5 protein-coding genes are annotated in these 14,118 nt (G+C 73.4%); 4 read left to right on the top strand and 1 reads right to left on the bottom strand.

Annotation, left to right across the window (positions count from 1 at the left end):
- Positions 1-27: 27 nt before the first annotated feature.
- Complete coding sequence (locus ABZ444_RS22830) at positions 28-1,797, bottom strand: ABC transporter ATP-binding protein (protein WP_358000154.1); 1,770 nt, start codon at positions 1,795-1,797, stop codon at positions 28-30.
- A gap of 228 nt (positions 1,798-2,025) precedes the next feature.
- Here ABZ444_RS22830 and ABZ444_RS22835 point away from each other — a divergent pair, with 228 nt between their 5' ends.
- The 4 genes from ABZ444_RS22835 to ABZ444_RS22850 all read left to right on the top strand — a co-directional run bounded on the left by ABZ444_RS22835 (position 2,026) and on the right by ABZ444_RS22850 (position 14,070).
- Entirely contained in the window at positions 2,026-8,091 is a 6,066-nt protein-coding gene (locus ABZ444_RS22835; protein WP_358000157.1) for a phospholipase A2, read from the top strand.
- Positions 8,092-8,242: 151 nt separating this feature from the next.
- Positions 8,243-11,227 carry a BTAD domain-containing putative transcriptional regulator gene (locus ABZ444_RS22840; protein WP_358000160.1) on the top strand — a complete coding sequence of 995 codons (2,985 nt, stop codon included), beginning with the start codon at positions 8,243-8,245 and terminating at the stop codon, positions 11,225-11,227.
- A 70-nt stretch (positions 11,228-11,297) separates the two neighbouring features.
- Entirely contained in the window at positions 11,298-11,669 is a 372-nt protein-coding gene (locus ABZ444_RS22845; RefSeq protein ID WP_358000163.1) for a hypothetical protein, read from the top strand.
- Between the two features lie 91 nt (positions 11,670-11,760).
- Positions 11,761-14,070, top strand: coding sequence for an excinuclease ABC subunit UvrA (locus ABZ444_RS22850; protein WP_358000166.1), 2,310 nt, complete (start codon positions 11,761-11,763; stop codon positions 14,068-14,070).
- Positions 14,071-14,118 lie beyond the last annotated feature (48 nt).

Below are 14,118 nucleotides of genomic sequence, written 5' to 3' on the forward strand. Positions count from 1 at the left end.
CCGGCCGAGCCTGAGCCCGGCGCGCGCTCACCGGCTCACCCCCGCGGCGTCCAGGAGCCGGCCGAACCTGCTGCCGGGGTCGGCGGCCAGGTCGGCGCGGCGTCCGTACTCGACGAGCTTGCCGCGTTCCAGCACGGCGATCTTGTCCACGTGTGCCAGGGAGGAGAGCCGGTGCGCGATGAGCACGCCGGTCCGCCCGTCCAGCAGCCGCCGGACGCCGTCCTCGACGTGCCGTTCGGTGGCCGGGTCGAGCCTGCTGGACGCCTCGTCCAGGATGACCAGGCCGGGGTCGGCCAGGAAGGCCCGGGCGAAGGCGAGCAGCTGGGCCTCCCCCGCCGACAGTCCGCCCGGCTCGCCGTCGAGCCCGCCCGGCAGCGCGGCCAGCCGGCCCCCGAGCCCCACCCCGGCCAGCACCTCCAGCAAATGGGCGTCGTCATGGCGGGGGTCGGTCAGGGCGCCGAACAGGGTGAGGTTGTCGCGGACGCTGCCGGCGAACAGCCGTACGTCCTGGGTGACCACCCCGATCCGGCGGCGCAGCGACTCCGGGTCGGACTGGCGCAGGTCGAGGCCGCCGATCCCGACCGTGCCGCCGGTCGGGTCGTACAGGCGCAGCAGCAGCTTGGCGAGGGTGGTCTTGCCACTGCCGGTGCGTCCCACCAGGCCCAGGCGTTCGCCGGGGGCCAGGGTGAGGGTGATGCCCGACAGCGCGGTCTCGCCGTCGTCGGGGTAGGCGAAGCTCACGTCGTCCAGCCGCACGCCGAGCGCGCCGGAGGCGGGCAGCGGCCGGGGTGCGGCGTGGACGGGCAGCGCGGGCCGCTCGGCCAGCAGGGAGCCGATGCGGGCGAACCCGGCCAGTGCCCCCTGGAACTGCCTGAGCTGGTCGATCAGCCGCTCGAACGGCGTGCGGATCATCAGCGTGTACTGGAAGAGCAGCACGGCGGTGCCGACCGTGAGCGCCCCGGCGTCCAGCAGCCAGGCGGCCAGGGCGAGCATCAGCGCGGTCCCGGCCGCGAACGCCACGTTCGTGGCCGCGAGCAGGCCGCCCGCGATGCGCGAGCCGTGCCACTCGGCGCGGAACCAGGCCCCGGCGACCTGGTGGAAGCGGCCGAGCGCGTGCCCGCCCGCGCCGTTGGCCCGCAGGTCCTCGGCCCCGGCCAGGCGCTCTTCGAGGTGGCCGTAGAGCGCGGCGCTCGCCTCCCGCGACCGGGTCGCCGACGGCACGGCGAGCCGCTGCGCGCCGGCCATGGCGAGCCCGACCAGCAGGCAGTACGCCAGCAGCGCCGCGCCCAGCCGCCAGTCGACGGTGAACACGACGGCGAGCACACCGGCCAGCAGCAACAGCCCGGCCACGACGTCGAGGACGAAGGCCACGACGAAGTCCGCCACGGCCGCCACGTCGCCGTCCACGCGTTCGATCAGCTCGCCGGGCGAGTGGCGGGCGTGGAAGGCCAGGTCGAGGCCGAGCACGTGCCCGGCCAGGTGTTCGCGCAGGCGGTTGGTGCCGTCCCAGGCCAGGCGGCCGGCGAGCCAGGCGGCGGCCATGCGGGCGGCCTGACCGGCGGCGGCCAGGCCGAGGTAGCCGAGCGCGATCAGGATCAGGTGGCGCAGCCCGGCACCGGCGACGGCGTCGTCGACGAAGCGGCGGGTGACGTGCGGCGCGGCCAGTGGCAGCGCCGTGGCCGCGGCGGTGGCGGCGCCCAGCGCGAGCGCGGCGCGCGGGGCGGGCCGCAGGTGGCGCAGGGCCTGCCGGGCGGGTCTATCTACATGCGGATGCGTCCTGGTGAGCGGAGATCTCAAGAAGCGTCATGCCCTCTGAATAGGTGGGTGTCCTGTGCTGGGAGGTCATGAACGCTGTCCTCATCGATCCGCTCCTTCGTCCGGCGACCGGTGCCGCCGGGAAGTACAACAGCCGCCCGCGCCGCGCCGCAACCGGTTTTGGCCGCCTACGGGATCTATACGCCGCCTATACAGCCGCTGCTCATGCTGAGCACCGAACGGCCTTACACCCCCCGCGGAGGTTGGACGGTGTTGAAGAAACCCAGGCGGCTGACTCCCTTACCGCCGCTCCTCGTCCTGTTGCTGACGTCCACGGCCCTCGTGCCGATCCCCGCGCGGGCCGCCCCACCCGCGCCCGCCAAGACCCGGGCGGCGGTCGCCTGCCCGGACGAGATGCCCACCGAGATCTCCGCCCGGCTGGCCGCCGCGGTCTGCGGCAAGCGCGTCAAGGCGGTCTCGCTGACCACCGAGACCGACGAGTTCTTCGTCGACCCGGCCGGCACGGTCACCCAGGAGCACCGCTACCGCCCGGTCCGGGTCAGGCGGGGCGAGGCGTGGGTGCCCGCCGACCCGACGCTGGCGGCGAGCCAGGACGGCACGGTCACACCGAAGGCCGCCGCGGTCTCCTACAGCTTCTCCGGCGGCGGCGACGGCCCGCTGGTCACCGCCACCGAGCGGGGCACCCGGCTCACCCTCGGCACGCCGCTCGGCGCCCTGCCCGAGCCGGTGCTGGACGGCGCCACCGCCACCTACCCCGACGTGCTGCCGGGCGTGGACCTGGTGCTGACCGCGGACGTGGACGGCTTCGCCGAGAAGCTCGTCGTCAAGACCCGGCAGGCCGCGGTGAACCCGGCGCTGAAGGAGCTGAGGTTCGCCACGTCGGTGAAGAAGGGCGAGGTCAGGACCGACAAGCACGGCAACGTCTCGATCCTGGACGCCGGGGGCGAGCCGGTGTTCGGCTCGGCGGCGCCGGAGATGTGGGACGCCGCCACCGAGTCGGCCATGACCCGCAACCCGGCCACCCCGGCGCTGGCCGCCCAGCCGGGCCGGCGGGCCAGGATGGGCGTGCGGCTGTCGGGCCGCGAGCTGCGCGTCACCCCCGACGCCGCGCTGCTGGCCGACCCGGCCACGGTCTACCCGGTGACGATCGACCCGAGCTTCACCTCGGCCAGGTCCGGCTGGACGTACGTGGACTCGGCCTATCCCTCCAGCGCGTACTGGAACTCGACGAACGACGCGACGGCCGGCACCAGCAACGGCGGCGGCTACAAGCGGCGCTCGTTCTTCAACATGGGCCTGTCGGGCCTGGCCGGCAAGCACGTCACGGCGGCCACGTTCAACATCAAGGAGACGTGGGCCTGGTCCTGCTCGGCGCGGAACGTCGAGCTGCACAGGACCGCGGCCGTCGGCTCGGGCACGACGTGGAACAACCAGCCCGCCTCGAACCTGAACATCGGCGCCAAGAACGTCGCCTACGGCTGGTCGTCGGCCGGTCAGGGCGGCGCGTCGAGCTGCCCGGCGGCCTGGGTCGGCTGGGACGTCACCAGCGCGGTGCAGGGCGTGGTGAGCGCGAACGGCACGTCGGTCACCTTCATGGTCAAGGCCGGCAGCGAGACCGACAACTACTACTGGAAGCGCTTCGCCAACAACCCCAACATCGCGATCACCTACAACTCGCTGCCGGGCACGCCGTCGGCCCTGGCCGTCGCGCCCTGCTCGGTGTGCGCCGGCCCGGCCATGGTGGGCGCGGCGCAGCCGACGCTGTCGGCCAAGGTGAGCGACGCCGACGGGCAGGCGCAGCGGGCCGACTTCGAGATCTGGACGGCCGACCACGCGACCAAGGTGACCGGCGGCTCGGCCGCGAACGTGGCGAACGGCGCCACCGCCTCCTGGAAGACCGGCACGGCCCTGGCGAACACGTCGTACGCCTGGCGGGTGCGCTCGCACGACGGCACCGACTACGGCCCCTGGTCGGCGTGGTTCGCCTTCACGGTGGACGCCGCCCCGCCGCCCGCCCCGGAGGTGTCCTCCGGCGACTACCCGCAGGACGCGTGGGCCAAGGGCGCCGGTCAGGCCGGCCAGTTCACCATCACCCCGGCCTCGGCCGACGCGTCCTCGGTGCTGTGGTCGTTCGACGGCGGGGCCCAGCAGTCCGCCGCCGGTTCCGGCGCGCCGCACACGGTGAGCTGGACGCCGCCCGCCGACGGCCCGCACACGCTCAAGGCGTGGGTCAAGGACAAGGCGGGCAACCTGTCGCCGGCGACGACGTACGCGTTCAACGTGGGCGGCTCGGCGGTCACCTCGCCCAAGGACGGGCAGTCCACCGCCCGCCGGACGGTCCTTTCGGCCACGGGCAGCGCGGGGCTGAGCGCGGTCACCTTCTCCTACCGGCGCGGTGAGGCCGACTCCTGGCACCAGGTGCCGGCGGCCGACGTGCGCAGGAGGTCCGGCGGGTCGGCGGTCACCTGGCCGGTGGCGATGAGCGCGGGCGCCTCGCCCGAGCTGGTCTGGGACACCACGCACACGCTGGCCGAGGACGGCTCGATCGAGATCAGGGCCGAGTTCGTCACCTCCTCGGGCACGGCCGCCTCCCAGCCGGTGGACCTGGTCGTGGACCGGGACGGCGAGGGCGCCTCCACCCAGCCGGTCGGCCCCGGCTCGGTCAACACGCTGACCGGCGACTTCAGGATGGCCGCCACGGACGCCAACGTGTACGGCATCGGCCTGATGCGCTCGTTCTCCTCGCGTGACCCGCGCAAGGGCTCGGCGCTGCCGGGCGTGGCGGCGATCTTCGGCACCGAGTGGACGCCGACCGGGCTCGCCCAGTCGGGTCAGGGCACGTTCGCCCAGCTCCGGGCCACCTCCTCCACCTCGGTCGAGCTGAGCGGCGAGGGCTCGGCGGTGGCCTTCACCAAGAACGCCGACGGCTCGTACGAGCCGCAGCAGGACGCGGCGAGCCTGCAGCTGACCTTCGACGCCGCGGCCGACCGCTACACGTTGTCGGACACGAACTCGGCCGAGCGCACGGTGTTCGCCAAGGTGGCCGCCGCCGCGCCGATCTACCTGGTGCGGGCGGTCTACCCGGCCGGCGGCAAGGGCAGCACGGCGTTCGTGTGGCAGTCGGTGACCGGCTCGGACGGCAAGGCGCTGGCCCGGCCGATCAAGATCATCGCACCGTCGTACACGCAGGCCGACTGCGACGTGGACACGCTGGCGAGCCTGCCGCAGGGCTGCCGCCTGATCAGGCTGGACTACGCCACGACCACGACCGCGGGCGCGCAGCTCGGCGACGTGGCCGGGCAGGTCAGGGCGATCAGCCTGTGGGAGGGCGGCGCGAGCGCGCCGCTGGGCCTGTCGGAGTACCGCTACGACGACCTGGGCCGCCTGCGCGAGCAGTGGAACCCGGCCACCCCCGGCATCAGGACGCGCTACGACTACGACCTCGGCGGCCGGGTGAACCGCTACACCCCGCCCGGCGAGCTGCCGTGGACGTTCAGTTACGGCAAGGCGGGCAACGCCGACACCGCCGCCGACGGCATGCTGCTCGCCGTCTCCCGCCCGACGCTGCGGCCCGGCACGCCGAGCGAGACGAACGGCGCCGCGGTCACGTCGGTGGTCTACGACGTGCCGATCAGCGGGACGGGGGCGCCGTACGGGATGAGCGAGACGGCCACGGCCGCCTGGGGGCAGGGCGACTCCCCGGTGGACGCGACCGCGATCTTCCCGGCCGACCAGGTGCCGGCCAACCACACCGGGCGCGGCGGCCTGGCCGCCTCCGACTACGTCCGCGCCACGATCACCTACCTGAACGTCTCCGGGCAGACGGTCAACCGGGTGGAGCCCGGCGGCGCGGTCTCCACCAGCCAGTACGACGCTCAGGGCAACACGGTGTCGTCGCTGTCGGCCGGCAACAGGGCGCTCGCCCTCGGTCAGACGCCGGACGCGGGCGCCGAGCTGACCCGGCTCGGCCTGCTCAACGCCTCGCCCGCCGACCGGGCGCGGCTGCTGGCCGAGGAGTCCGCCTACAGCACCGACGGGCAGCGGATGGTCTCCGAGCTGGGCCCGCTGCACCTGGTCACGCTGAACGGCGCGCAGGTCGCGGCCAGGAAGCACACGGTCAACACCTTCGACGAGGGCCGGCCGGCCGACGCCAAGGTGTCGAACCTGGCCACGACGGTCGCGGTGGGCGCGTACGTGCCCGGGGCGGCCTCCGACGCCGACGTGCGGACGAGCCGGACGTACTACGACTGGAACACCGGCAAGAGCGTCAAGACGGTGGAGGACCCCGGCGGCCTGGCGATCACCAGGACCACGGCGTACGACTCCGACGGGCGGGTGGTCGCCACCACGATGCCGAAGTCGTCGGGCGACGACGCGGGCACCACGACCAGCGAGTACTACACCGCCGACGGCACCGGCGCGTGCGGCGGCAAGGCCGAGTGGGCCGGGCAGCTGTGCCGGACGAGGTCCAAGGCGGGCGTCGGTGACAGCGGCACCCGTCCCGCCGAGCTGGTCACCAAGGTGTACGCCTACGAGCCCGGCGGCCGCGTGTCGTCGGTGACCGAGACGGCCAACGGGGTGACCAGGACCACGACGACCACGTACAACCCGGCGGGCGACATCGTGCGGACCGCCGTGACCGGCGGGGCCGGGACGGCGGTGCCCGAGGTGAGCACCACCTACGACGCGGCCGGGCGGGCGGTCGGGAGCACGGCCTCCAACGGGACCTCGATCACCCGCGAGTACGACGCGTTGGGCCGCCAGACGTCCTACACCGACGCCGACGGCGGCGTGACCAGGGTCGAGTACGACGCCCTCGACCGCATCACCAGGAAGACCGACGGCGCGCCCTCGACGGTCACCTACGCCTACGACGACGTGCGCGGCGCGCTGTCCACCATGACCGACTCGGTGGCCGGGACGTTCACCGCCACGTACACCGTCGACGGCTCGATCAGCCACGAGAACCTGCCGGGCGGCCTCTCCTACGACCTCGCCCGGGACCCGTCCGGCGCGCCGGTCTCGCGGGTCTACCGGACCGCGGCGGGGGTGCGGCTGCTGGACGACTCGGTGACCTGGTCGATCCACGGCCAGCAGGTGAGCCACAACGGGCTGTCCGCCCAGAAGATCGGCTACGACAAGCTGGGCAGGATCGCCTCGGTGGACGACACCGTGAGCGGCCTCTGCTCGCGCCGGGCCTACGGCTACGACGCCAACTCCAACAGGACCGGGCTGACCACGAGCGCCTGCGACGGCTCGGGGGCGGTCACCGAGAACCACGCCTACGACGGCGGCGACCGGCTGGCCGACGCCGGCTACGAGTACGACGCCTACGGCCGCACCACGGCCACGCCGGCCGGGCTGAAGGCGGAGTACTACACCACCGACCTGGTCCGGCAGATGACGTCGGGGGCGGTGCGGCAGTCGTACACGCTGGACCCGGAGCTGCGCCGCAACACCACCACGCTGGAGCAGCTGTCCGGCGGCACGTGGAGCGCGGCCGGCAAGCGGGTCGAGCACTTCGACGCCGACGACGACACGCCCGCCTGGGTCGTGGAGGGCGGCGCGGTCACCAGGAACGTGCACTCCATCTCCGGCGGCCTGGCCGCGGTCACCTCGGCGACCGGGGACGTGCGGCTGCAGCTGACGAACCTGCACGACGACATCAACGTGGTCCACGCCGACGGCGTGCCACTGGCGCTGGACTTCGACGAGTTCGGCAACCCGCGCGCCGGCCAGCCCGCGATGCGCTACGGCTGGCACGGCGCGGCCGAGCGGGCCGCCGACACCCCCGACGGCACGATCCTCATGGGCGTGCGGCTCTACCAGCCCAAACTCGGGCGGTTCCTGCAGACCGACCCGGTGGAGGGCGGCAGCGCCAACGCCTACGACTACGCCAACCAGTCGCCGACCTCCAACGCCGACCTGGACGGCAAGAAGTGGTACTGGTGCACCAACTTCTGGCACTTCGCCTTCAACCACTGCGGCGTCAGCTACGCCTACTACCACGGGAGCTGGCGTTACGTGCAGTGGAAGAAGACGCCGGCCGGCTGGTGGGTGCGCGGCGTGTACTACGACTACTGCACCAAGTCACCGGACAAGCCGCTCGGCTACGACTTCCGCCAGGCGTGCATGATGCACGACTACGGGTACGCCCTGCGAAATATGGGGTATGTCCATAGCAAGTACCAGGTGGACTACATCTTCTATTACGTCCTGTACTGGGGCGTCTGCTCCCACTACTTCTTCAAGGGGACATGTCGCCGCATCGCGTACGCGTACTTCCTTTCGGTGGTCGCCTTCGGCCACCCGTGACCTAGGATGAGCCACCGGCGGGAGCTACCACGAAAGGCTCCCGCCGGTGCCTTTTCTCCCGGTCGGCGCAGGGTTGACGGGAGTCGGACGTTGATGCACATTGAAGCAGCTTTGATCTTCCTTGTGCACCAACGTCCTTGCCGGGAGCGCGATGGAGTTCGCCGTACTTGGGCCGCTTCACGTCTCGGGTGACCAAGGGCCGCTGCCGCTCGGCGTCGGCAAGCAGCGCACCCTGCTGGCCGAGCTCCTGTGCCGGGCCGGCCGCCCGGTCTCCCCCGCCACGCTCGTCGAGGCCCTGTGGGAGCAGCGCCCGCCGCGCACCGCCGCCGACAACCTCCGCCTGTACGTGCACCAGCTCCGCCGCACGCTCGGCCAGGACCGCATCACCCGCACCGACGCCGGTTTCGTCCTGGCCGTACACCCCGGCGAGCTGGACGCCGAACGCTTCGAGACCCTGGCCGGCCGGGGCGGCGACGCGCTGTCCGGCGGCGACCACGAACAGGCCGCCGCGCTGCTGCGGCAGGCGCTGGAGGTGTGGCGCGGCCCCGCCTACGCGGGGCTGAACCTCACCGCCGGGCTCCGCGACCACGCCCGCCGCCTGGAGGAGGAGCGCCTGGCGGCCCTGGAGCACCGGATCGAGGCGGACCTGGCCCGCGGCCTGCACGCCGTGCTCATCGCGGAGCTGGCCGAGCTGGTCGCCGAGCACCCGCTGCGCGAACGCCCGCGCCGCCAGCTCATGCTCGCCCTGGCCAGGTCGGGACGGCAGGCCGAGGCGCTGGCCAGCTACCGCGAGGCCCGCCGGGTGTTCGCCGCCGAGCTGGGCCTGGACCCCGGCGCCGAGCTCAACCGCCTGCACCAGGCCATCCTCACCGGCACCCTCGACCCGGCCCCCGGCGGCGCCGCCGCGCCCGCGGCGCGCTCCCCCGCCCAGCTCCCGACCGACATCTCCGACTTCACCGGACGCGGCGAGCAGCTCGCCCAGCTCACCGCCCAGCTCGGCGACGAACCGCCGCAGGGCCCCGGCCAGGTGCGGGTGTGCGTGATCGCGGGCATGGGCGGCGTCGGCAAGACCACGCTGGCCGTGCACGCCGCGCACCGCATCGCCCGCCACTACCCGGGCGGCCAGCTCCACACGAACCTGCACGGCGCCGAGGCCAGCCCCGCCGACCCGGGCCAGGTGCTGGCCGCCTTCCTCACCGCGCTCGGCGTGCCGCGCTCCACGCTGCCCGAGAGCGTGGACGAGCGGGCCGCGCTGTTCCGCAGCAGCCTGGCCGAGCGGCGCATGCTGATCGTGCTCGACAACGCCGCCTCCGAGCAGCAGGTGCGCCCGCTGCTGCCCGGCACGTCCGGCTGCGCCGTCATCATCACCAGCAGGGCCAGGCTGAGCGGCCTGTCCGGCGCGGCCCTGATCGAGCTGTCGGTGCTGCACCTGCGGCAGGGCGTGCGCCTGCTGGCCAGGATCGCCGGCGCCGGGCGGGTGGCGGCCGAGCCGGAGGCGGCGGCGGAGATCGTCCGGCTCTCCGACGGGATCCCGCTGGCCGTGCGGGTGGCCGGGGCCCGGCTGGTGGCCCGGCCGCACTGGCCGCTGACCCTGCTGGCCGGGCAGCTCAAGGACGAGCGGCGGCGGCTCGACCAGTTCGCGACCGGCGACCTGGCGGTCCGGGCGAGCCTGGCGCTCAGCTACGTGGGGCTGGAACCGGCCGCGCGGCGGGCCTTCCGGCTGCTCGGCACGCTGGAGGTGCCCGACTTCGCCGGATGGGTGGCGGGCGCGCTGCTGGACCTGCCCGTACCGGTGGGCGAGGAGCTGGTGGAGTCGCTGGTGGACACCCAGCTCGTGCTGATCAGCGGCGTCGACCCGGCCGGGCAGCCGCGCTACCGCTTCCACGACCTGGTCCGCCTGTACGCCCGCGAGCGCGCCGAGCTGGAGGACCGGCCCGAGGCGGTCGCGGCGGCGCTCGGCCGGGCCTTCGGCGGCTGGCTCGCGCTGGCCGAGCAGGCGACCGAACGCGTCCAGGGCAGTTCCTCGGCCATCATCCACGGCTCGGCCCCGCGCTGGAGCTCGCCCGACGGCACGCCGTGGGAGATCCGGCAGGACCCGATGGCCTGGTTCGACACCGAGCGCACCGCGCTGGTCGCGGCGATCCGGCAGGCGTGCGCGCTCGGCCTGGCCGAGGTCGCCTGGGACACCGCCTGCTGCGCCGAGCGCTACTTCGACGTCAGCGGCCTGTTCGACGACTGGCGGGCGCTGCACGAGCGGGTGCTGGCCGCCTGCCTGGCCGCCGGCGACCGGCTGGGCGAGGCGGTGATCAGGCGCGGCCTCATGCACGCCACCACCTGGACCGAGACCGGCGGCGCCATGGCCGCCCAGTACGACGGCGCCGAACGCCTGATTACCATGTTCACCGAGCTGGACGAGCGGCGCGGCCTGTCCGACGCGTACGTCCTGCGCGCCTGGGGCGAGGCGGCCAGGGGCGACATGGCGCAGGGCCTGCGCTCGGGCCGCATCGCGCTGGAGCTGGCCGAACGCAGCGGCCACCAGGGCGGCGAGGCCAGGGCGCACGTGTGCATGGCCGTCGCCTACGGCACCAGGGACATCAGGATGGCCATCGTCCACCTGCTGCGCGGTCTCGACCTGGCCGCCAAGCTCGGCAACCCCCGCTTCGAGGCCACCACCCTGCAGTTCCTCGGCCTCGCCCACGCCCACGCCAAGGAGTTCGAGGCCGGGCTCGAGTACATGGTGCGGGCGCTGGCCATCTACCGGCAGATCCGCGACCCGCTGCTGGAGGCCATGGGCCTGGTGGCGCTGGCCAAGCTGTACGCCGGCCACCACGACCCGCGGGCCAGGGCGATCGCCGAGGCGGCCGAGCTGCTGAGCCGCTCCCACCGGCTGGCCCACCACCAGGCCGACGCGCTGTGGGTGCTGGGCGGGGTGGACCTGGCCGAGGGCCTGGTGGACGAGGCCGTCGCCCACCTGGAGGAGTCGGTGCGGCTGTGGCGCGCGCGGGGCTGGCAGGAGTTCCTGGCGGGGGCGCTGGACAGCCTGGCCGAGGCGTACACGGCGGCGGGCGACCCGGCGGCGGCGGCCGCGGCCCGGCTGGAGGCTCAGTCGCTTGCCGGTTCTCCTCGGACGGGTTGAGTATCCGCGCGCTCGTGTCCCCGTCCCCGTCGCGGGCATGCTGGCCGTCAGAACCGAGGTGAGGAGTGAGATGCCGCGTTCCGCCCTGCTGTGGGCCGTGATCCTGATCGCCGGAGGCGTCGCCGCCGTGGCCGTGTGCGTGCTCACCGCGCCCGCGGTGGCGCCCGGCGCGCCGAAGGACATCCTGGACTCCCCGGCGCTTCTTCCGGCCTTCGCGGCGCTGGCGGTCCTGGCGGGGCTGGCCGCGTGGGCCGTCCCGCATCCGTTGTGGGGGGCGGTGGCCGCCGCACCGTTCTTCGTGCACTTCGCCGCCGGGGTGGTGAGCGAGCTGCGCGGGGGCGGGCAGGGATTGTGGCCGATCGGGTTGATGTTCCTGGCCGGCCTGACACTGCTGCCCCTGGCCGCCTCGCTCGTCACGTCGCTGGTCGCCAGATCCCGCTGATCGCCCGGATCCCGCGGAGCCCACGGCGACCGTACTGCGTACGGTACGATCGCCTACCCGCTCCCCATTTGATGTGACAAGAAGGGATTCCGTGGCCACCAGCGCCAAGTCCGACGCCGTACGCACCCGATCCGCCGATCACACCGCCGCCGACAGCCACGACGTCATCCAGGTACGCGGCGCCCGCGAGAACAACCTCACCGGCGTCGACCTCGACCTGCCCAAGCGCCGCCTCACCGTGTTCACCGGCGTGTCCGGCTCCGGGAAGTCCTCGCTCGTCTTCGACACGATCGCCGCGGAGTCCCGGCGGCTGATCGACGAGACGTACACCACGTTCGTCCAGAACTTCATGCCGAGCCTGGCCCGTCCCGACGTGGACTCGCTGCGGAACCTCAGCGCGGCGATCATCGTGGACCAGGAGCGGATGGGCGCCAACGCCCGCTCGACCGTGGGCACGGCCACCGACACCTACACGATGCTCCGGATCCTGTTCAGCCGGCTGGGCTCCCCGCAGGTGGGGCCGCCGTTCGCGTTCAGCTTCAACCGCGCCGAGGGCATGTGCCCCGAGTGCGAGGGGCTCGGCAAGGTCGCCGGCGTCGACGTCGACGAGCTGGTGGACCGGGACAAGACGCTGAACGAGGGCGCCATCAAGGTCCCCGGGTACGCGGTGGACACCTGGTACTGGCAGATCATGGTCGGCTCGGGCCTGTACGACCCCGACACCAAGCTGCGCGACTTCACCCCCGAGCAGTGGGCGGACCTGCTCGACAAGCCGGCCACGAAGATCAGGTACGGCACCAGCAACTTCACCTACGAAGGGCTCGTCACCAAGGTCAAGCGCCAGTACCTGGCCAAGGACCGTGAGTCGATGCAGCCGCAGGCGCGCGCCTTCGCCGACCGGGCGCTCAAGCTGACCGGCTGCACCGCCTGCGGCGGCTCCCGCCTGAACGAGGCCGCCCGGTCCTCCCGCATCGACGGCCGCAACATCGCCGACTGCTCGGCCATGCAGATCAACGACCTGGCCGAGTTCGTCAAGGGCATCGGCGACCCGAGCGTCGGCCCGGTGCTCCACGGGCTGCGCGACACGCTGGACTCGCTGGTCGAGATCGGCCTCGGCTACCTCAGCCTCGACCGCGAGTCCGGCACGCTGTCGGGCGGCGAGGCCCAGCGGGTCAAGATGGTGCGGCACCTCACCTCCAGCCTGACCGACGTCACCTACGTCTTCGACGAGCCGACGGCCGGGCTGCACCCGCACGACATCCAGCGGATGAACAACCTGCTGCTCCAGCTCCGCGACAAGGGCAACACCGTGCTCGTGGTCGAGCACAAGCCCGAGGTGATCGAGATCGCCGACCACATCGTGGACCTCGGTCCCGGCGCGGGCACCGGCGGCGGCCGCATCTGCTACGCCGGCGACCTCGACGGGCTGCCCGGCTCGGGCACCCTGACCGGCCGCTACCTCGGCCACCGGGCCGCGCTGCGCGGCGCCGTCCGCCCGGCCAAGGGGCATCTGGAGGTGCGCGGCGCCACGCTGCACAACCTGCGCGGCGTCGACGTGGACATCCCGCTCGGGGTGCTCACCGTCGTCACGGGCGTGGCCGGCTCGGGCAAGAGCTCGCTCATCCACGGGTACGTGTCCGGCCGCGAGGGCGTGGTGGTCGCCGACCAGTCGCCGATCCGCGGCTCGCGGCGCAGCAACCCGGCCACGTACACGGGCGTGCTCGACCCCATCCGCACGGCGTTCGCCAAGGCCAACGGGGTCAAGCCGGCCCTGTTCAGCGCGAACTCCGAGGGCGCCTGCCCGGCCTGCAAGGGCATCGGCCTGATCTACACCGAGCTGGCGATGATGGCCGACGTGGCCTCGGTGTGCGAGGCGTGCGAGGGGCGGCGGTTCACGCCGGAGGTGCTGACGTACCGGCTGCGCGGCAAGAACATCAGCGAGGTGCTGGAGATGCCGGTGGCCGAGGCGCGCGAGTTCTTCCCGAGCGGCCAGGCAAGGACGATCCTCGACCGCCTCGACTCGGTCGGCCTGGGCTACCTCGGGCTCGGCCAGCCGCTCACCACGCTGTCGGGCGGCGAGCGCCAGCGGCTCAAGCTGGCCATCCACATGGCCAAGAACGGCACCACGTACGTGCTGGACGAGCCCACCACCGGCCTGCACCTGGCCGACGTGGACCAGCTCCTGGCCCTGCTGGACCGGCTGGTGGACGACGGCAACACGGTCATCGTCATCGAGCACCACCAGGCGGTGATGGCCCACGCCGACTGGATCATCGACCTGGGTCCCGGCGCCGGCCACGACGGCGGCCAGGTGGTGTTCACCGGCACCCCGGCCGAGCTCGTGGCGGAGGGCGACTCGCTCACCGCCGTGCACCTGCGCGACTACGTGGGACAGGAGTGACGCGACGCCCCCTGGGCCACCGGGCTCAGGGGGCCCGCCCGACGGGGG

It is taken from the genome of Nonomuraea sp. NPDC005730 (assembly GCF_040630865.1).
Classification (GTDB): Bacteria; Actinomycetota; Actinomycetes; order Streptosporangiales; family Streptosporangiaceae; genus Nonomuraea.